This window comes from Pseudobacteriovorax antillogorgiicola, from assembly GCF_900177345.1.
In the GTDB taxonomy this organism is placed as follows: domain Bacteria; phylum Bdellovibrionota_B; class Oligoflexia; order Oligoflexales; family Oligoflexaceae; genus Pseudobacteriovorax; species Pseudobacteriovorax antillogorgiicola.
In genome coordinates this window covers 98777-117825 of sequence record NZ_FWZT01000004.1, presented here as the reverse complement: position 1 = coordinate 117825, position 19049 = coordinate 98777, and the positions used below count along the sequence as shown (strand labels likewise).

General features: G+C 47.6%; 16 protein-coding genes. 10 read left to right on the top strand and 6 right to left on the bottom strand.

Going from position 1 to position 19049, the window contains the following annotated elements:
- Positions 1–2 precede the first annotated feature (2 nt).
- The 5 genes from ccoN (at position 3) to B9N89_RS06660 (ending at position 4530) form a co-directional block, all read left to right on the top strand.
- Positions 3–2144 (top strand): cytochrome-c oxidase, cbb3-type subunit I, encoded by a 2142-nt coding sequence (gene ccoN, locus B9N89_RS06680; protein WP_132316861.1) that lies wholly within the window; start codon positions 3–5, stop codon positions 2142–2144.
- Entirely contained in the window at positions 2107–2283 is a 177-nt protein-coding gene (locus B9N89_RS06675) for a cbb3-type cytochrome oxidase subunit 3 (protein ID WP_132316864.1), read from the top strand. The genes ccoN and B9N89_RS06675 overlap by 38 nt, the downstream gene beginning before the upstream one ends.
- Positions 2280–2846: a cbb3-type cytochrome c oxidase N-terminal domain-containing protein gene (locus B9N89_RS06670; RefSeq protein ID WP_132316866.1), complete on the top strand. Its 567-nt coding sequence runs from the start codon at positions 2280–2282 to the stop codon at positions 2844–2846. Before B9N89_RS06675 ends, B9N89_RS06670 begins: the two co-directional genes overlap by 4 nt.
- Entirely contained in the window at positions 2833–4197 is a 1365-nt protein-coding gene (gene ccoG, locus B9N89_RS06665; protein ID WP_132316868.1) for a cytochrome c oxidase accessory protein CcoG, read from the top strand. The genes B9N89_RS06670 and ccoG overlap by 14 nt, the downstream gene beginning before the upstream one ends.
- Positions 4198–4308: 111 nt before the next feature.
- Positions 4309–4530, top strand: a complete 222-nt coding sequence (locus B9N89_RS06660; RefSeq protein ID WP_132316870.1) for a hypothetical protein — start codon at positions 4309–4311, stop codon at positions 4528–4530.
- Between the two features lie 38 nt (positions 4531–4568).
- Here the strand turns inward: B9N89_RS06660 and B9N89_RS06655 are convergent, their stop codons facing one another.
- Positions 4569–6011 (bottom strand): sensor histidine kinase, encoded by a 1443-nt coding sequence (locus B9N89_RS06655; protein ID WP_132316872.1) that lies wholly within the window; start codon positions 6009–6011, stop codon positions 4569–4571.
- A 331-nt stretch (positions 6012–6342) separates the two neighbouring features.
- On the opposite strand from B9N89_RS06655, the gene B9N89_RS06650 reads away from it, so the two are divergent.
- Positions 6343–7851 (top strand): OmpP1/FadL family transporter, encoded by a 1509-nt coding sequence (locus tag B9N89_RS06650; RefSeq protein ID WP_132316874.1) that lies wholly within the window; start codon positions 6343–6345, stop codon positions 7849–7851.
- 16 nt (positions 7852–7867) lie between these two features.
- On the opposite strand, the gene B9N89_RS06645 is transcribed toward B9N89_RS06650, so the two are convergent.
- Positions 7868–8752, bottom strand: a complete 885-nt coding sequence (locus tag B9N89_RS06645; protein ID WP_132316876.1) for a DMT family transporter — start codon at positions 8750–8752, stop codon at positions 7868–7870.
- Between the two features lie 238 nt (positions 8753–8990).
- Between B9N89_RS06645 and B9N89_RS06640 the strand changes: the two genes are divergently transcribed.
- Both B9N89_RS06640 and B9N89_RS06635 read left to right on the top strand, forming a co-directional pair.
- The gene (locus tag B9N89_RS06640; protein WP_159455195.1) at positions 8991–9500 is read left to right on the top strand and encodes an RNA polymerase sigma factor; all 510 of its coding nucleotides are present in this window, start codon (positions 8991–8993) and stop codon (positions 9498–9500) included.
- On the top strand, positions 9497–10057 hold the full coding sequence (locus B9N89_RS06635; protein WP_132316880.1) for a hypothetical protein: 561 nt from the start codon (positions 9497–9499) through the stop codon (positions 10055–10057). Before B9N89_RS06640 ends, B9N89_RS06635 begins: the two co-directional genes overlap by 4 nt.
- 94 nt (positions 10058–10151) lie before the next feature.
- Here B9N89_RS06635 and B9N89_RS06630 read toward each other — a convergent pair whose 3' ends face one another.
- Positions 10152–12044 carry a 7TM diverse intracellular signaling domain-containing protein gene (locus B9N89_RS06630; protein ID WP_132316882.1) on the bottom strand — a complete coding sequence of 631 codons (1893 nt, stop codon included), beginning with the start codon at positions 12042–12044 and terminating at the stop codon, positions 10152–10154.
- A gap of 87 nt (positions 12045–12131) precedes the next feature.
- Entirely contained in the window at positions 12132–13067 is a 936-nt protein-coding gene (locus B9N89_RS06625) for a cyclase family protein (protein WP_200820678.1), read from the bottom strand.
- 322 nt (positions 13068–13389) lie between these two features.
- On the opposite strand from B9N89_RS06625, the gene B9N89_RS06620 reads away from it, so the two are divergent.
- On the top strand, positions 13390–14088 hold the full coding sequence (locus B9N89_RS06620; protein WP_132316884.1) for a DUF8213 domain-containing protein: 699 nt from the start codon (positions 13390–13392) through the stop codon (positions 14086–14088).
- A gap of 30 nt (positions 14089–14118) precedes the next feature.
- On the opposite strand, the gene B9N89_RS06615 is transcribed toward B9N89_RS06620, so the two are convergent.
- Together B9N89_RS06615 and B9N89_RS06610 are read right to left on the bottom strand one after the other, a co-directional pair.
- Complete coding sequence (locus tag B9N89_RS06615; RefSeq protein WP_132316886.1) at positions 14119–16449, bottom strand: translocation/assembly module TamB domain-containing protein; 2331 nt, start codon at positions 16447–16449, stop codon at positions 14119–14121.
- Positions 16446–18188, bottom strand: a complete 1743-nt coding sequence (locus tag B9N89_RS06610; RefSeq protein ID WP_159455194.1) for a BamA/TamA family outer membrane protein — start codon at positions 18186–18188, stop codon at positions 16446–16448. The genes B9N89_RS06615 and B9N89_RS06610 overlap by 4 nt, the downstream gene beginning before the upstream one ends.
- Before the next feature lie 408 nt (positions 18189–18596).
- On the opposite strand from B9N89_RS06610, the gene B9N89_RS06605 reads away from it, so the two are divergent.
- Entirely contained in the window at positions 18597–19046 is a 450-nt protein-coding gene (locus B9N89_RS06605) for a DUF2383 domain-containing protein (protein WP_132316891.1), read from the top strand.
- Positions 19047–19049 lie beyond the last annotated feature (3 nt).

Sequence of the window (19049 nt, the reverse complement as noted above, 5' to 3'; positions counted from 1 at the left end):
CATTGTCTCAGACCACGCTTAACCATGAACAGATCTACGATGATCGCGCCGCCCGGCTTTTCCTCTGGGCAACCCTAATCTGGGGGATCATCGGCATGACTGTGGGAGCGCTTGCCGCACTCCAATTGGCCTTCTGGCCCGCCAACGGTGGCATTAGTTACATCACCTTTGGTCGTATTCGCCCGATTCACACCGATGCAATGATCTTTGCTTTCGCCGGCAACTCGATCTTTGCCGGGATGTATTACTCATTGCAACGACTCTGCAAGCGTCGTCTTTTTTCGGACATGTTAACCAGCATCCACTTTTGGGGCTGGCAAGCCATCATCTTGGCAACAGCAGTAACTCTCGCCTTAGGTATCACCCAGGGCAAAGAGTATGCTGAAATGGAATGGCCTATCGACCTCGCTATCGCGGTCGTTTGGGTGATCATGGCAGTCAACGTGTTCGGTACCATTGCTCTACGCAAAGTCGAACACCTGTACGTTGCCATCTGGTTCTATCTAGCATCGATCATCACGATTGCTATGCTCCACATTGTCAATAACCTTGCTATTCCTGTCGGGATGTTCAAGAGCTACTCATTGTTCGCCGGTGTCCAGGATGCCTTGGTTCAGTGGTGGTATGGTCACAATGCAGTGGGTTTTCTTCTAACAACCCCATTCCTTGGCATCATGTACTACTTCATTCCTAAAGCTGTAGATCGTCCCGTTTATTCCTATCGACTATCTATCCTTCACTTCTGGGCCTTAATTTTCGTTTATATCTGGGCTGGTCCTCACCACTTGCTCTATACATCGTTACCAGAATGGGCGCAGTCTGTAGGAATGGTATTTAGTCTTGTGCTTATCGCACCATCATGGGGCGGTATGATCAATGGTCTCCTCACCATGCGAAGTTCTTGGGATAAGATTCGTGAGGAACCCGTTCTCAAGTTTTATGTCATGGCCCTCACATTCTACGGCATGGCAACCTTGGAAGGACCACTGTTATCAATCAAATCTCTAAACCTCCTTTCTCACTATACGGATTGGACCATCGCTCACGTTCATGGGGGAGCACTCGGATGGGTTGGCGGCATGGTTTTCGGTATGGTTTATTGGTTGGCGCCCAAACTTTGGGGCACCGAACTCTACAGCAAGAAACTCGCCAACACTCATTTTTGGGTAGCCACTATCGGCTTGCTTCTATATGTCACCTCCATGTGGACCGCAGGGATCACCCAGGGGTTGATGTGGATGTCAACCACTGAGGAAGGCCTTCTCAAATACCCCAACTTCCTTGAAACCGTCCTAGCTCTCATACCTCTTTATTGGATCCGTCTGATCGGTGGCAGCATGTATTTGGCTGGTGCTGTACTATGCCTCTACAATGTGTTTAAAACGGCTCAGCAAGGGCAGGCTGTTGATGGTAAGGTGGAAGATACTGGCGATCGACATGTGAAACCTCGCACCCTTCATGAGCGCTTGGAAGGCAAAGCCTTCCATCTTACAGCAGCTGCTTTTATTGCCGTCATCATCGGTGGTGTGGTGGAGTTCATCCCCGCATTCATGATGGAAACCAAAGCTCCTGTTTCTACTGTTGTGACTCCATACACTCCTTTGGAACTTCACGGTCGTGATATCTACATTCGCGAAGGCTGCTACAACTGCCATTCTCAGATGGTCAGAACCTTCCAGAAGGAAGAGCTGCGCTACGGTCCGCACTCTGAAGACTATGAATTTGTTTATGATCACAACTTTCAGTGGGGATCAAAGCGAACTGGCCCCGACCTTCATCGGGTCGGTGGTAAATATCCCGACTTATGGCACTATCGTCACATGCTCGATCCAAGATCAACCTCGCCGGGCTCTATCATGCCAGCCTACCCTTGGTTGATTGAAGATGACGCTGACCTTGAGCTTCTTTCAGTGAAACTCGATGCCTTACGAAAGTTGGGTGTTCCCTATGAAAAGGCCGTCATAGCAAATCCTATGTCGAGCTATGAAGCCCAGGCCAAAGAGATCGTCGATCGCTTGGCTGCCGATGGGGTCACTGTCGACGAGCGCAAAGAGATTGTCGCCATGATCGCTTACTTACAAAAACTAGGAACAGAAAGAGGTAAAGATGAAAGACCTGATCAAAACAACACTGCAGAACGGTGATTTTGGGGCCTTCCAGACTTTGGCCCTAGTCCTGTTCTTTCTAGTCATGGTGGGTGTGATCGTTTGGATTCACCGCCCCGGAAGCAAGGACTATTATGCCGAGATTTCTAAAGACGCCTTGAAGGGAGAAGACGCATGACCAAGAACGAAAAAGATGTAGAGCGACCCTATGTGGTCGATGGAATCAAAGAATATGATAACCCTTTACCTTCGTGGTGGGTCGCCCTTTTCTGGGGAACCATTGCCTTCGCCGTTGTATATTTAGCATATATTCATGGCATGGGCGGCCCCACTTTGGAAGATGAGCTATATGCTGATCGCGACGCCTACGAGGCGACGATGGAAAAGCAGGCATCAGCGAAAAGCCCCGCTGGTGAGGATCTGATAGCTCAGCTAAAATCAGATGCAATGATCGCCGAGGGTAAGACCCACTATGTAACAAACTGCGCCCCTTGCCACGGGCAAAATGGAGAGGGCCTTGTAGGCCCCAATCTCACGGATGTCTTTTGGTTACATGGTGGTTCCCCAGAGGATATCATCAAGGTGATCACCGATGGGGTACCTGCCAAAGGCATGATTGCTTGGAAAACAATTTTGGGCCCGAAGAAGATCAAAGAGACGACGGCATTTATCTTATCTCTTCAGGGCACCAACCCAGCGAACCCCAAGGCACCGCAAGGGGAAAAGTATGAAGGATCATGAAGTCATCAATAACGATCGACTCCGTGCTCCAACCGTCGACGCCTCAGGGCGTCGACGATGGATCTACCCCGAACGACGGCAAGGTCGCCTGATTAAAATCAGGCGGGCTCTAGCTATGGTTCTGATGGCTATCTATATCATCGCCCCTTTTAGCACATTTCAAGGGCGCCCCCTGATCCGACTCGATGTCTTAGAGTCCAAAGCCTACTTTGTGGGCTTGGTTTTTCCATTTCACGACGCTAGCTACTTGGTTTTCATTCTAATTGGCTTGGCGTTGATGCTATTTCTCGTAACCGCCCTTTATGGGCGCCTTTGGTGCGGCTACGCCTGTCCACAAACGGTTTTCGTGGAGTGGTTGATCCGCCCTATCGAGGAATTCTTCGAAGGTCCAGCATCCCGTCGCATGGTCCGCGATAAAGGGCCCTGGAGCCTGGAGAAAACCCTCCGTAAAACAGGCAAGCATATCACCTATATCATCGTGGTGGCTGTAATATCCAATGCCTTCCTTGCCTTTTTCGTCGACTACAAGATTCTACTTCATTGGATTGTGAGTCCTCCAAGTGAAAACCCTTGGGCCTTTTCATTTATGGTTTTTTTAAGCGCTATGCTTTACTTCGACCTCACTTGGTTTCGAGAGCAGTTTTGCTCATTTATTTGCCCTTATGCGCGCTTTCAGGCCGTGATGATTGATCGTCATACGCCAACGATCTCCTACGATCATAAGCGAGGGGAACCTCGCAGCCGTCGGCCTGGAAAAGGTGACTGTATAGACTGCAAATTGTGTGTTCGAGTCTGCCCAACAGGTATCGATATCCGCGACGGTTTGCAGATGGAGTGCATTCAATGCGGCCGGTGCGCCGATGCCTGCGATCAGATTCAAACCAACCTGAAGCGACCGATCGGTTTGATCCGCACTGCGTCCGAAGCTGAACTCGAAGGGACTCCCGGCGCTTCATGGCGTATGCGCCCCATTTTGTACGGTCTAGGCCTAGTGATTACCATGAGTGTGATTGCCATTCGCCTCAACCTACGTGATGGGTTACGCTATACCGTCATCCGCCAACCTGGGACTACTTACAGCGAAATGGAGGGATCTCTCTGGGGAAATTTCTTCACAATTCGCATTGATAATCAGACTAATGCCTCACTACCCATTAAAGTCAAGGCTCCCGAAGGCGTGACCTTGATCTGCAATGTCTGTCAAGCCACTATAAAGCCATTTAGCGAGCAAAAAGGCTTGCTCGTGGTGCAAGTCCCCCAAACCTTTAGGGCTGATGCAGTGACCTTAAGTTTCGGGGATGGCGAAACAGTTAAGCTTCCCCTAATCATTCCAGGAAACGAAAAACAATAGGCTTTTTGTTAGTCAAGGACTATGATTCGCAGTAGGCTAGATAACAGCCTTGTACCATAGGCCTTTTTTATGATAAGAGCGGGGGTTCTTGTCTAACTTAGGGGAAGTCAAATGAACGATCAGTATTTTTACAAGGACGGCACAACATCCGATGAACTCGACAGCGATAAAGTTCTCCATCGTTTAGACGGTCCAGCTTGTATCGAGGATGGCTTTGCCGAAGCTTGGTTCAAAGATGGCGTTCGTCATCGTGATAATGGCCCTGCGGTCATCTACAAAAATGGTAAAAAGGAATGGTGGGTCAATGGCAAGCGGCTCCCTGACCAGGAATAGTGGGGATCGACAGGAGTTTTTGCCAAAGCTTATCGCAGTCAACGCTTTTTTAAGGGCAGGACAATGTCGATCTCGGTATTGGTGTTGTCATTGTTGACGAAAATACGGCCACCATGCAAATCCAATACTCTCTTGCAAATTGCCATTCCAATGCCAGTCCCACCGCGATCTTTCTTTGTTGTGTAGAGGGAATCAAACATGTTTTGCTGAACCTCTATGGGAATTCCTTGACCTGAATCAACGATTCGTACAAAAAGTTCGTTGTCGATAGTTTCCCAGGAGATTCTTATCCAGGGATCCTCTTGGGATTGAATAGCCTCCACCGAGTTTTTAATGAGGTTCACAAAAACCTGGATCACAAGGCTTCGATTTACGTCCACTGATATATCATCACCAGAACGACTTTCAAAGTTAAGCGGCACCTGGTGCTTTTTCAAATAGTGCTCTAACGAAGCCTGACTATCTTCTACTAAACCTTTGATAGTACGTGCTTCGAAGATTACCTCCTCAAGTAGCATAGACCGCATTCCCGAAAAAATATCTTTAATACGGTCGACTCCAACTTGAATCATATTGCGAATATTCTTCACAAGCTTCACTTGTTCAGGCGGGACTTTGAGCATCTGCACCATGTATTCGCAACCTTGGATCTGAGTTAACGGATTCATTACATCATGCATGATCTGGGCTGATGCCTCTCCGAGTGAGACTAATTTCATCATCTGCATATCTTCTAACTTCTGTATCATGACACTAGTCACATCACGACAAATACATAGGTACTCGGCATTCGGTTGCTGACCACGACTCTGATTAATCATAGAACCTTGCAGCCAGAAGTTTTCTCCCTTGGCTGTTCGGCACTTGATCGTGCCATACCAGGACTGATGAGTTTCGATGGTTTCTTTGATAACACGCCACTCATCGCCACCTTCGAAGCTTGCTCCAAGTTCGTGAAAGGGGCGATTCAACATTTCTCCACGAGGGCGATCAGCATGACGACAGAATTCCTCGTTGGCGAACAATAAAATGCCATCATCATCGAGCTTGAAAATCACTGAAAAGCTGTTGATGAGCAACATATATTGCTTCAGATCGTGTTCAGTACGCAGGTAGCGTTTTTGCATGATTTTCCACATGGAAATATCTTGAACCATGCCCCGGAAAACACCATCACTGGCTCCACGATAGATAGCAATGCGCACGTACTTGCTTCGCCCCGAACGAACAGCTTTCACCCTAGTTTCTATATCCAGTGAGTCGGTTTGCAAGCGCTCATGCCAATCGATTTGATCCTCTCCCTGAAAGATCTCTGCCCAAGATTCAAGAGGGAGTTCTTGATGATCGAGTTCTAGGATATCAGCAGCCTGACTTGAGCATGTCACCATCTGCTTTTCACAGTGCAGGCTCCAAACGCCAATACCTGATTGCTTCATCATCCACTGGATATGGTCATGATGATAGGTTTGTTCTTCGGTCATTCGCTCCGACTCCTACCCCACCTTTTTAATTAGCGGTTTTGTCTTAGCCATATCATACCATGGAAATTCAACGGATTCTTCAACGACAGTCCGTAAATAACCGTAATACGTCATCTAATGCTTAAGTATTTAAATCAGTGCAAGAATCTGACTTGCTCCAGAGTCGAATTTGATGGCCTGGCTGAGACGATGTCCCACAGCTTCGACGGGCCAAGGCCTAGCTAAAAAATTTAGGCTCAATTTTTTGATAAAAAATGATGATTTTCGATTGCAATTCAACTATTTTAAGGCACCTAGTTACAATGTAATACTTATATAGAAGGGGATCAAAATGAACCAGAGACAACGAAGAGCCCATGTCGCTACGGCGTTAGGCTTAGCTTGTATAGGGGCTCCACTCTACGGTGCTGGCTTCGGTGCACGCATTCAAAGTGCTCAATCACTTGGAACGGCCTATTCTGCGGAAGGAACTGGCAAAGATCCTAGTTTAATTTTTTCAAATCCAGCATTGATTGGTTCTTTCAAGCGCCACAGCATCACCATTGGTGCAGCTCACATTCGTCCTGAGGTCGACTTTGAAAGCGGCAGCCGCACAATTCCGGGTGTAGGGCTCACGGCCCAAGATACTGAAACGAGCGTTTCCAATGTTTCACCGAAATCGTCGACAGTACCAACTCTGTCTGGCGTGCATCCCATTACAGAATCCGTAAATATTGGCTGGAATGTTACCGTTCCCTTTGCCACAAGTAGTGATTACGGAGAAGAGTGGGTGGGGCGTTATCACGCTAGCGAAACTCAGCTTCAGGTATTGAACTTCGATTTAGCGGCCTCCTACCAGCTTTCAGAGCAGTGGACTTTTGGATTTGGTGTTCAAGCCCAACGGGGTACAGGTGTGATTGCTGGCGCAAGCAATGGCGGTGCCGGATTTGCTAGCGCTGGCGTCAAGGAGTTTCAAGCCGCACTTGCTGCTGGCGGAGAAGCGCTAAGTACTTTGACAGGTGTTGCCGCTCAAATGTATCAGGCCTTTCAGGGCTTGAATCCTGATCAAAAAGACCCGAAAGCAGTGCAAGCTGCCGCTCGCAAAGCCATTGCCTCAACATTAGCGAACTACGATTCCCAAGGAGATGTCATTGCCGAGTACAAGGGCGATAATCTTGCTTATGGGTATGTTGCGGGCCTCACCTTCGATCCAAGCTCTTCACTACGATTTGGTCTTTCCTACCGGTCATCTATTAAACACGAAACTGAAGGGGATATCACTCTGAGCGGAGACAATAATCTATCCCTCGGCATCATTCAGCAGCGTGGGCTGGTTCCAGGCCAAGCCACAGGCGCAAAGCTTGATATCACGCTACCGGATACCGTCGTCTTTGGAACCTCTTACCTCATCACCGATGATCTAAATCTTTATGGCAACCTTACCTTGACGCGATGGTCGACCGTTGAATCACTCAACATAGAGTACACCGATATTAATAGCGATCCCGTCATCGTAAAACTCGACTGGCAGGATACCCTTGCTTATTCAATCGGAGGTGACTACCGATTGAATGATCAGATCACCTTGCGAGCTGGTGCTGCGATCGACCCAACACCTACAACCGACGACTTAAGGTCACCCCGCAGCCCAGATAACAACCGCACGGTTCTTTCCCTGGGCGCTGGCTATGGTCAAGGCAACTGGCGTGTTGATGGTGCCTTTGCCCACTACATCATCGAAGATCCCACTCTAAACCTTGATGAAAACGCATATCCTGGCGCTGTAGGACGCGGTAATCTCCAAGGTCGCTACAGTGCTACAGTAAATACCTTCATGATGCAGTTTGGTTACCAAATCTAAGCTTTGTTAGATTTCATCAGGGCGGCGTGCCCTGATGCCTCCACTTTGCGATCGCTCGAAGAAGCTGATGCGCCCACGACTCTTCCCCAGTTTTGATCTTCATCGAACTCAGTATCGACCCTCCAACGATGAAACACGATGCCAGCAATTGCATGGCACTCAAGCAATCGTCTGTTAGCAAGACCAGCCACAGAGTTGAAAGCAAAGGAGTGAGGTAAGATAAGCCCCCAAGAATTTTGGGTTCGATTTGTTTGATCGCAATATTCCAAGTATAGAAACTTAAGCCCAACGGGCCAAATCCGGCAAGAATCAAGTAAAGCCATTCCGTCTCATTGGGGTTATAGGGTACTTCGGTAGCCAGTGAAAGAACCAAGGCCAGCAAACCAGAAATCAAGCAGCACAAACCCACGGTTGCCGAATTGATTCGTCCCACTCGTTTCACCAGCAGGGAATAGCTGGACCAAATCATGGCGGCAGCGAATGCTAAAACGTAACCCCAGATCATACCCGATGGATCGTGAAGCCGCTCCATTAGCATCAACACCACTCCGAAAAATCCAAAGGTGCCGCCTAATATATGACGCAGCCCAATCTGTGAGTGAGCGATTATAGGACTCAGTAAGACGATGAGCAACGGCCATAAGTACTGAATCACATTCGCTTCCACAATGGGAGCCAGCTTGAAACTGGAAAAAAGAAAAAAATGATAGCCAAACAATCCATAGATTCCGAGAGCGATAAACGCTGGCTTGAACTGCCACTCTGAATGCCAGGGGAGGGACAACAAGCCTCCCATCGATAAGGTTAAGCCCGTCAATTGAAAACTAGGTATCTGGCTGAGCTGGGCACTAAGCACAGCCAGACTGCTCCATAATGCGATTGTAAACAATCCTGCAAACATGTAGGGACTCCGTGATAATATCTTAGAGACCTTTAAACTATGCGAAATTCCTTCATTTGTTTATCGATAAATCGGTTAGTTTTCCTGAACCATAGCTAAGTTACGAATATCTTGAAGAATAAAAACGTCTCACGAGGCAGGGCTTAATGCCCCATGCTAAGTTCGCTAACGCTAAGGAGGATAAAAAAACATTGTCACAAACCTCGCAGCCCCATCGTAATCAAGATCGGGAGGGATGATGAAACACTGGACGGACGAAGCCCTGATGCAAGCTCATAAAGCAGGCAAAGCTGAGCCATTTGAAGAACTTTATAGCCGCTATGCGGGTAGGATTCTTGGATACTTAAAAGCAAAAGGCTGCCCTGATAAGGATGCTGAGGATTTGATGCAAATGGTACTATTCAAGGTGCATCACAAACGATTTCATTACGATCCCAATTACCCCTTCGCTACTTGGGTGTTTACTATTGTTCGAAATACCTTAATTGATTACTTCCGCCGCCAAAAAAAAGAAGTTCCTATTGAAAATGATATTCCAAATGAGGAAAAACCACAGGTTCCCATTGATCTCGCAGCATACCAAGCGAAACTATCGAAGCGCCACCAGGAAGCCTTGCACCTGCGTTATGAACAAGATTTGAGTTTTGAAGAGGTGGCCCAACACCTAGGATCTAATCCAGTTGCAGCTAGGCAAATCGTGAGTCGAGCGATTAGACAGTTACGAAAAATCATAGGAGAGAAGCCATGACCAATCCTAACCAACATGATTTTGAACAATTTATGAGTTCGGACACCAATCCTCCTGCCACCATCAAAAAAACAGTATTGAATGATATCCGTCGAGACCAAAAACTGTTTCCCTGGCGGTGCCATGGCAAATTCGTATGCATTCATGCGATGGCTGCTAGCTTAACGTTGCTTATCTGCCCGCAGTTTGGCCTAGGAGGACAGAGCTTTGTGATGGATTTTCTACATCGTATCGCCCAGCATAACCCTTGGCTCTGTGCCTTGATCTGCTCTGGAATCTTTTTCTTTATCAGTACCACAAGTTCGGTCTTGGCGATGCGGGAGTACGAACTTCGGGTCATAGAACAGTTCCACCTGCGATCGTTTTCAATTTACACACTAGCCATTGGCGCTCTGATGATGGTCATGGGGACTCAAGGCTCATCAGCACATCAAGAGATGTTTTTTTCCAGTGTATTTATCGTCATGTGGCTGATGTCTGGCTACTTAGTGATGCTGGCCTGTTTTCACCTAGTCAAAACTATTTCGTTTCCCAGTAAGACCGAAAGTAAAGGATAGCGGTATTGCTATCATCGTTTCCTGTCACTGACATTCTTACTGATCCAAATAGTCCTTAGTTTCTCACTGCGCTTGCTCTTCTCATCGATCGAGCCTAAGCTCCCAGAGATAAGGTCGATGGAGCCCCATAAGACCTAACATAGAGCGACTTAGCGTCTCGGTCATCACGAACTTGGATACCTAAGTCTTGAAGATTGATTTCAAGATAGCGACTCTGGAGTGCGGAGTCTATCGCTTCATATACTGAGTTCTGAAGGATGATCCCATGGCCTTGAATGTCCTGGCCCAAGTCACGATGGTCTCCAATTTTCTGATAGCGATCAGCTTGATCCAACGCTGGCCCCGACAGATCGTATACAACAGGGTGAGTCTGAGAAAAGCTACCTTCGATGGTACCACCAGCAACTCCGATGCGACATGTGACTCGATCGTGCAATAATTCATGAAATTCCTGCTGTAGAATTTCAATGAACTCTTCGGCTAATTGCACAGCACTGTCAGCAGGGGTGCGCCCCATTGGTGTGGAAAAAGGAAAACCAACGGTGCAAATCAACCGTGAACCCAGCTCGCGCCAGCGAAAAGCCCGAGCTTGGAGTGATTCTTTGTCATATTCTTCTTGGCAGAGACTACCACATCTTTGGAGGTACCGCCTAAGAGAGTCGCGAATATCATCAGTGTCGCCTAAAGGTTTTAACTGCAATGAGATCACATATCCTCGCCCAATTTCGGTTGGCATGGTATTTACAAGAGCTTGGCCGGATTGCATGGCCGCAACTTGATGGGGGTAGAAGACACGAGCCAACTGCTCCTGGGATTGATTGAGCTGCTCGAACTGATCGCCAAGTGCCATATGCTTATAGCGACGAGCCCGTTCCATAGCTGCCAACTTTCGCCCCAAAGCGAGAAGCAGAAACACATTAGCAACACCGTAGGCATACCAATAAATCCAGGTGGATACACCTTCAAACATGGCAAAATCAGTGAAGCGCCCTACTTGTAGGCTGGCACCTATACAAAGCGCTAGGAAACCGATCCCAATCATATAGGAATTGGCACGCTCCTTCATAATCTGCGCTGCAGAAATAAAGAGGCTTAAGATCATAGCCAATGGCGAACCCAAAGCAAAGATCGTCAGTGCTAGAACATCATCTGCAGGATAGAGGAGAGCCAAGCAGGAGTAAAATGCTAAAATCCCCCGCGCTAGCCATAGCTCACCGCTGCGATAGCGCTTGAGATCAAGAAACTCGATTAAAAATAGGGTCAAAAGCAAAGATGATACAATAAGAGAAAGGCTTCCTAAGTAATTCACCACTGCATCGCCACTTAAACCCGCTGCCACAACCGTAAAAAACAGAAAGAAACCCACGTGGGCGATATAGTAGATTTGATCGAGCTTCCGAAAAGCAATCAATAGCATCACATTAAACAGAACCGTCATGCTGCCAATCGTGAAAATACCTTGGAGTACCGATGACTGGTAAAACTTTTCCTCAAGCAACCGTCTTTCTGAAAGCCAAAACTTCCAGGCGATGGTATGGGCGTGGGGTGAGAAATTTCTGACAAAGTAGGTTTGCGTCGAGCGAGGGGGAATCTGAATTTCAATCACTCGTTCCTGATTGCGGCGATTATGTGCGAGGTTGCTAAAACGCCTGCCTTCTCGGTAGATCGATGTCATAGTTCCAAAACTACTTGGTGTTTTAAGATAGATTTCTTTTGGGGTATCGTAGGGGTTATAGAGAGTAAAGCGCAGCCATACAGTTTTATCACCGACAAACGAAAGGAGGTCGCTTTGCCCTAATTTAAAGTCTCTTTCCCGCATCGGGTCCATCGCTTCTTTTGGCAGTAGATTTTGTCGCAGATAGTAGATTTTTTTGCCAAAGAACTGACCTTCAAGGTCACGAATGTTAATAGCAGCTTTAACCACAGCAAGGGTAACGCTGGCTTGGGATAATAGAACTAGCACTATGAGAGTTTTGTAGTACTGCACCAGATTCCTACTTTTCGGTTCTAGACCTAAGCCTATTCGGCTTTGGAAACGGGCCGGTGATAGGCAATTGGTGCAGCGTCGTGGAGTCTAACGAATCGCAATTGGATTGATCATAGCTTGAACTGATCCGCCAAGCTTTGGAACACCAAGGACAAACATAAATTCATAGGCCTTGTCCCTGGCAAGCTCTTCCGTTCGCAGGGCTTCTAAAATATAGACCCCTTCATCAACCAATAATTTTTGATGAACTGGAAATACCTTTTCAGGGTTTTCAAAAGGAATAACTTCCAAAGCTGCGGTGTCAGCACCGATAGCCACCACTCCCTGGGAAGCAAGATAGGCTGCCCCATCTTCACCTAGTCCTGGGTGGGCTGCAAGCCACTGCTGCTTATCCACCTCAAGTAGCTGATTCCAGCCTGCGTGAAAGATCACAACATCCCCAGATTCTATCGATATGTTCTGGCTTTTTAAGGCTCCCTTAATCTCTTTCCGATTGTAAGGAGTTCCTGCAGCAACCCGGTCTTTGCCTAAAAACTTGGCCATATCGAGCAGAATTCCTCGTGTTACAATAGGTGGTAGCTTGCTAGTGCTAAACTCTTGGATACCGTTGGGTGTGAGGAAACTCTCTACTGGAACTCCGTTATAGTGAACTGAGTTGCTTCCAGCGTGACCAAAGCCATCAATCTGAGTCCCAATACCATTAAAAGTGGTGACCTGATCGTCGAGAAAGGTAATTTGGTTGACCCCAAAAGGCTCGGGGGCTTGCACCGTTTCGATCCCGTAAGTTCGTGGCTCGTAGGCTGGTGTTTCGGAATTCGTTTCAAGAGCGAGGGAGTAGACCTTCCCCTTGGTCACTAAGCTCGCACCCTCTTTAACCTGCTTAGGCCCCAGAAGGTTGATCGCGCCCAACCGATCGTCTGGCCCGTACTTGCTACCCGAGTCCTTGGCACTTAAAGAACTGCCCATAATAGCAGTGAGTAAAAGCGAGCAAGACACGGCTCGGGGTAACTGTCTAAATTGCATGTGAGACTCCTAATGCTAAAGTAATGACATCACTATACGCCTTAGTTCTTTTCACGGAAAATCCATTCTGAGCAGTAGCAATTTGTGGCGCGACGAATTCAAATGTCTGAGAGTCAGCCTTAAAATCTGGGTTTTTGATTCCGTGACATATCTCATCTCATAAATACGCTTAACCGGCTCACAGTCGAAGCTTGTAATGGTCAAAATTCAGTAGTATTTTATGTACTTATGACTGAATCGTAATATTTACTCAAGGTAGTTTGTAGCCCTCCCGAAAACAGAACTGTGTCCTTCGGGACATGACTAAATGGAGGATACTTAGATGAATCCATCACTTGCGCTATTAGCGCTCATCTTTCTGAGTGCTTGCGGCTTGCCTAGCCAATCCCTTCGGTCATCTGGAGGCATATGGGGTGAGCACCGCGGCCACGAAAACAAATTGAATTATTCCGCTCATTACATCAAGGGTGGTGACATTGCCATTCAACTAAGCCTTAATGAAGTCAAGAGGATATATATCGTCATATCCCCATACGAAGGGCTGCGAGAGATTGACGGTCGGGGGCATAGCTTAAATAACGAGGAGATTGCCCTGCTGAAGTCGACCCTCGCGAAGATTAAGAAAAACAACCCAGAAGGCCCAACACGGAATGCCTTGCTGATGATGACAGAGTATATCTCAGAGGTACCTACTGGGCATAAGATGCACCGAGAAACTTACAGCATTGAAAAAACTTTAAAGCACAAGGGGATTCAGTGTCTTAATAAGGGTGAAAACTATCAGGCCCACTGGAGCCTGACCTCAAGCCAAAGGCGCACCCATAAAGTCGACGACAAGGCCTGTCTCGGTCGCTGCGGTCGGGGTTGCGATAGCTCCCCTTCCAACTGGACCCGCGATTGTCTCAATTTAGATGCTTGTAAAATTGCCAGCCAGCACAGCAATCCCTCTCTATGCGGTGATGAGTGGCTGCGTTCTGCTGATGACTGGGCCATGGGCAAGATGCTAGGCTGCCAAATATAGATAGATGAAGCCCATAAATACCCGGGGGCATCAATAACGACGTCCCCACTTCAGCATCGCGATGGTTCGAGTGAGGCTTGAGTCGCCATCTGATACAAAGCTAGTATCCACAACCCACCCAGCTCCCAACCGCTTGCGAAGCCCAACCTGCCTTTGCTCGTCGCCATCAGTACCCAGAGTTAGGGAAAGCCCTTCTTGAACATTCACCTTTGCCGATAGAAGGCCAGAATGAGGGCTATAACCCACGCTTTCGATAGGAGTCGAAGCCAGATAGTACATGGAAATCAAGCTAATCGCGCCATCGGCGATGGCAGCTCTCGTTTCTCCGACTGACTTGAGCTTGTCGGGATCAAGAACGTCTGGATGCTTACCAAATAATAGAATGGCCATAAGATCCTTGTCCGACATGGGAGGATCACTGGTGAGCCGATACTCAGGTTTGTCCAATGTTCCAAAAAGTTCCATAGCGATCTTATAGTCATTATTCTCAAATTCAATGAGCCCGTCTAGGCCCGCTTTATCGCCTTCTCGATTGAAGTTCACCCTTAAATACCGAATCTGGGCTTGCCGCCTTAGTAGTTCGAGGGGAAAATCCTGAACAGCCACCTTGCCCGTAAGCGGGCTGTCATGAGTTAGCAGTAAGTCCACATTAATGGGAACTGGCTCTTTAAGAAGATTCGAGTGAATCTTAATGGAGTCAGCTTTCTTAGTCTTGATACGAAGATTGTAGCTTACCGGACTTTTCTCTGGAGACGCTTTGGGCTGCTTCTGATCTTTGGGATCACTCATCACAATGCGCTCATCGGGGGTCAAAGCAGGCATAGGGGTGCCCGGCTGCATCGTTGGAGCTACCAGCTCGATACCGTCAATAAGGATATCAAAATCCAGATGAGGCCTCAGATCTTCTCCCTCTCGAATCAGCTGCACTTTACCATCTGAATCGATGTGAAGCTTCTGGGTGCTAGATGCCAGATCTAGTTTACATACGAGGGGAAATTCATTGGTGGTAAAGTTTTTAGAATAGTCGCCCTTAATATGACAACGGGCAGGGCCGTCAAGCCCGTTGAACGGCGCTGGTACGGACCACGGACTCCCATTCAACTGGTTGACCAAGCCTGAGAACTGTTCCACGATCAGCCTGAAATCAAAAGTCACATCGATACGATGATTTTCAGGAGCATTCAAAGGCACCGGGCCTTGCGCCATGGCAGCACCAAGAATCTTCACCGCTCCTGAACGAATTTCCTGCAATTCAAGTGAGGTTTCCGTATGCAAGACCTCCTCTCCCTGGCCAAGGAAACGAATGTCGCTGTTGAATTGGAAGTGAATCTCTTCCGGCAAAAAACGGGCAATCATATCTTCTTGCTTAAGCACAGGTCGTTTGGTGCGACCATCACAGGCCACAGCGATATCATAAGGATCGTCCAAGCTTTTTCCCCATCGACCTTCCACTGAACAAGGCTCAAGACTAACATGTGTCATCGCACCAGACACCTCTCTGGCGAGGACACCCCAAGTCCCCTTGAAGCTTGTATCATTCCGTGTTCCCTTAAGGTTCAAATCGATCGCGGTTTGACCAAGATCAACTTTAAGTTTGCCGTTTAAATTTTGTTTCAACTTGCTTTGGGAAGCGATATTGATATCGAGGCTGCCTCGAATTTGCTCAATGTTTGCTTTCGCTGCTAGGCTTATGTTTGCCTTAGGGTCCAGAAGATAGTTATAGTCTTGAATACTAGCATCAATGGTGACTTTACCCAGATTTTTATCCCCTTGGACAAGGTCTTTGACGATCACTTGTAGTTCATCTTTCGAGTTCTGGTTTAAGCCTGTTAGCTTGAAATGACCGGAAAATGAAACGTTACCTGAGTCCTGAATCAAGTTTGCTTTTTTAATCCTGATGTCAATGGTCTCAACAGGGAGCCGATTCCAATCAGCTAGTGCTGTTAAAAATGATGAGTCACTGGAGCTCGATTCTTCCTGATCACCCTTAAGGGCTAGCTCAAGGTTCAGTTCCTTGGCTTCGATCGGACCTAGATTTATGAGCTGCAATTGACCATATCTTAGATCAAGGGTGGCTTTAGCCTTCAATTTAGGCGCTTCGATCAAGACCCCCTCTCCATCTACCTTAAGCTGCTCAGCCTCAAGCCTAATTTCCCTTTGCCAAAAAGATGTTCTGACAAATTCAACATGAATTGACTGCCAGTTTATCAGATCGTTCAGCCACTTCTCTTGAACATAATTCAAAGTCTTCGAATTGATAACAAGACCCGGCTGCCAGAACACAAGCCCGCCAACGAGGGTCAGGGCAAGACCAAGAATAAGGCTAATCCATAAGGTAAATTTCGCTATCGTCTTTGTCAAAACTGTTCCCCCAAGCTAAGAAAGACTTGCCATGATTCAAGATCGCCTTCCAATTTTTCATCATCAGCAGATTCTACAAAGCCGCGGGCTAGGGTGGCTCGTAGCGGGCCAATGGGTGATTTCCAATGTACTCCAAATCCTGGCCCCCAATATAGTTCCTGATCAAACTTCCAGGACTCTTCGCCAACCTTTCCAAAATCCAGAAATACAATGGGCTGAATGCCATAAGCCAGAGTATTGGCCAAGCGCAGCTCAAGCCCCGCATAGGCTGACAGCAAGGCCCCATCCTCAGCCACAAGGTTACGGCCAAAGCCTCGCAGGTTGCGAGTACCCCCAAGACGCTGCTTGAGGTTGTCTGGAACGTCTTCTTCCGCCGTGTCTGAGCCAACCACCGTTGAGGACAGGCTTCCTCTTAGGCCCATGATCCAAATCGGTGGGTCGAAGCTCATAATGTTTGCCAAGTAACTCGATCGTAAGCCGTAGCGATTGATACTCAAATCGGAACCGATTCCTTTCTTGGCAAAGCTGGTGGTAAAACCAAGATCAAAGCCCGAACGAGGATCGTTGCGATGGAGCTGATGGTCGTGGCTCGATACTGTACCCTGGAGTCTCAAAGACAGCATTTTAGACCGACCTAGCCCCTCGCCCCGAACAATTTTGGTTCGAGTCATGGAAAGTGACGGCCACAAGCTAAAAAAGTGATCCGCACTATCGAAATCCCAAGAGGGCCCTGTACTTAAGTCGAGAACCCGAGATTCGAAGTTATCCTCGTTTGTTCGCGTCAATTTTACTGCCGACCGAAGATAGTGACGCATCACGATAGGCGCATAGTACCAATCAAAGGCCAATTCGGCGCTAACGACTCGATAGGATGCTCTGAGGCTGGCATCAAGCTTCGAAGCGGTGGTGGTAAATCGCGTATTCTTCCACCGAAGCTCAGCGATACCATACTCCTCGGTATCGAAACCCAGCCCGACAGTGACGAGCCTTGGCTCACCTGGAATACTTTTCTGGGCTATCTTGAAGGTTTCGCCCTCACACTGGGTCACAAAGTTCGTGCTGATCACAAGCTCATCTTCAATCATTCGCTGGGCACTCAATTGAAGCTTACTAGCATCGTAAGTATCCGACTCTTTAAATGCATAGTAGCGGCTGCCAATATGAGCTATGGTTCCTGGGAGCTTTTCGTAGTCGATCTCGTCTATAGTTTTAAGGTCGCCTGGTTGGATCTCAACCTGGACCAAGCCTTTGCGAGGAAAGGCCTTTGTTCTCAAGGACAAGCAAGGATAGCCTCGTTGCCCATACTGCCCGCGAATCCAACTTTCCAATTGATCAAGGGACTGGGGTGTCATGGGTCTACCATAGATTTTCCAGAAGCGATAGGCTTGCAAATTGGCTTTATTATTAACTAATTCAACCTCATCGATACTAGCAATCTCCTGGAAATCAACAAGCATAGCCCCATTTTTAGAGACAAACTTAGGATTGTAGTAGCCGCGAGTTTGTAAGAAGTTAGTCAAAAAGTATTCTTTCTGCATCAAAGATGTTTTTCGCCAAGCCTCAGGGCCTTTGGTATCACAGACCAGCTCTTTTTCTGTAACCGTCAATTCGATTTCTAGTTTAGATTTTATTGAGATACCGGGGCAGACCATGCGTGTCAGGGTAGGTTCTGCGCTATAGCTAGCAGTGGTCGCGAGTAATACCATCAATAGAATTGTAATTTGTTTTTTCGTCTTCACTATGTCTTGTTTGGAACCCTGCATTTTCATCTCATCCGAACCGCTAGATTTTCAGCCATCAATCGCTCCCCATCCCTTTATCATAGATAGAGGTGCAATTTGAATACCATCGTTGCGGGCAGCATATAAATGGCAAATCGATGATTCTTACAGGGCGAGCAGATCAATTTTCGTATCACCGACCGAATGGCGAATGAGGCTTCATACACCTCCCTTTCTCAGATCGTATGGAAATACGAACAGAAGTGATTCTGCATCCTTACTTGCTCGGCCGATACCAATTCTGAAAACCTTGTTTATCAAATCATTGAGGGTGTTTAGCGCATTTTTTTAAAACCTGGCAAGGTCCTTGCTGAGTAAGGAGTATCGGCCGAGCTATGATGCAACAAGGACGAAAGGATAATTAAGATGGACGTTTCAATGAGCAACAGCACGGGTTCAAAACTGAACGAGATGCTACGCGGGGAACGAGCAGCCACCGAAACCTATGCCCAGGCACTGGAAAAAGTCGGCACAGACCCACGAGCCGACGGACTCCGCGAGATCCAGTCGGATCACATTCAAGCGATTCAAGAGCTGCAGAAGCATCTTGAATTTAGGGGTGAAGAGGTCGACGACGGCATTGGCTCCTGGGGTGTTTTTGCCAAAACCATTATGGGATCAGCCAAGCTTCTTGGTGATCACACCGCACTGATGGCACTCAAGCAGGGTGAGGAATACGGTTTGAATATGTACGCCAAGGCCCTCGAAAATGATGACATTCCGCCCAAGGTGAAATCCCTTGTCCGAGGAACCCTGATCCCGATGCAACACGCTCACAATAGAAAGATCGAAGCGATCGCAAATGTGATGCAATAGACA

What these genes read in the sequence shown, in the direction of transcription:
- B9N89_RS06675 (WP_132316864.1), top strand. Translation starts at nt 2,107, where the DNA reads ATGAAAGACCTGATCAAAACAACACTGCAGAACGGTGATTTTGGGGCC.
- B9N89_RS06670 (WP_132316866.1), top strand. Translation starts at nt 2,280, where the DNA reads ATGACCAAGAACGAAAAAGATGTAGAGCGACCCTATGTGGTCGATGGA.
- ccoG (WP_132316868.1), top strand. Translation starts at nt 2,833, where the DNA reads ATGAAGGATCATGAAGTCATCAATAACGATCGACTCCGTGCTCCAACC.
- B9N89_RS06660 (WP_132316870.1), top strand. Translation starts at nt 4,309, where the DNA reads ATGAACGATCAGTATTTTTACAAGGACGGCACAACATCCGATGAACTC.
- B9N89_RS06655 (WP_132316872.1), bottom strand. Translation starts at nt 6,011, where the DNA reads ATGACCGAAGAACAAACCTATCATCATGACCATATCCAGTGGATGATG.
- B9N89_RS06650 (WP_132316874.1), top strand. Translation starts at nt 6,343, where the DNA reads ATGAACCAGAGACAACGAAGAGCCCATGTCGCTACGGCGTTAGGCTTA.
- B9N89_RS06645 (WP_132316876.1), bottom strand. Translation starts at nt 8,752, where the DNA reads ATGTTTGCAGGATTGTTTACAATCGCATTATGGAGCAGTCTGGCTGTG.
- B9N89_RS06640 (WP_159455195.1), top strand. Translation starts at nt 8,991, where the DNA reads ATGAAACACTGGACGGACGAAGCCCTGATGCAAGCTCATAAAGCAGGC.
- B9N89_RS06635 (WP_132316880.1), top strand. Translation starts at nt 9,497, where the DNA reads ATGACCAATCCTAACCAACATGATTTTGAACAATTTATGAGTTCGGAC.
- B9N89_RS06625 (WP_200820678.1), bottom strand. Translation starts at nt 13,067, where the DNA reads ATGCAATTTAGACAGTTACCCCGAGCCGTGTCTTGCTCGCTTTTACTC.
- B9N89_RS06620 (WP_132316884.1), top strand. Translation starts at nt 13,390, where the DNA reads ATGAATCCATCACTTGCGCTATTAGCGCTCATCTTTCTGAGTGCTTGC.
- B9N89_RS06605 (WP_132316891.1), top strand. Translation starts at nt 18,597, where the DNA reads ATGGACGTTTCAATGAGCAACAGCACGGGTTCAAAACTGAACGAGATG.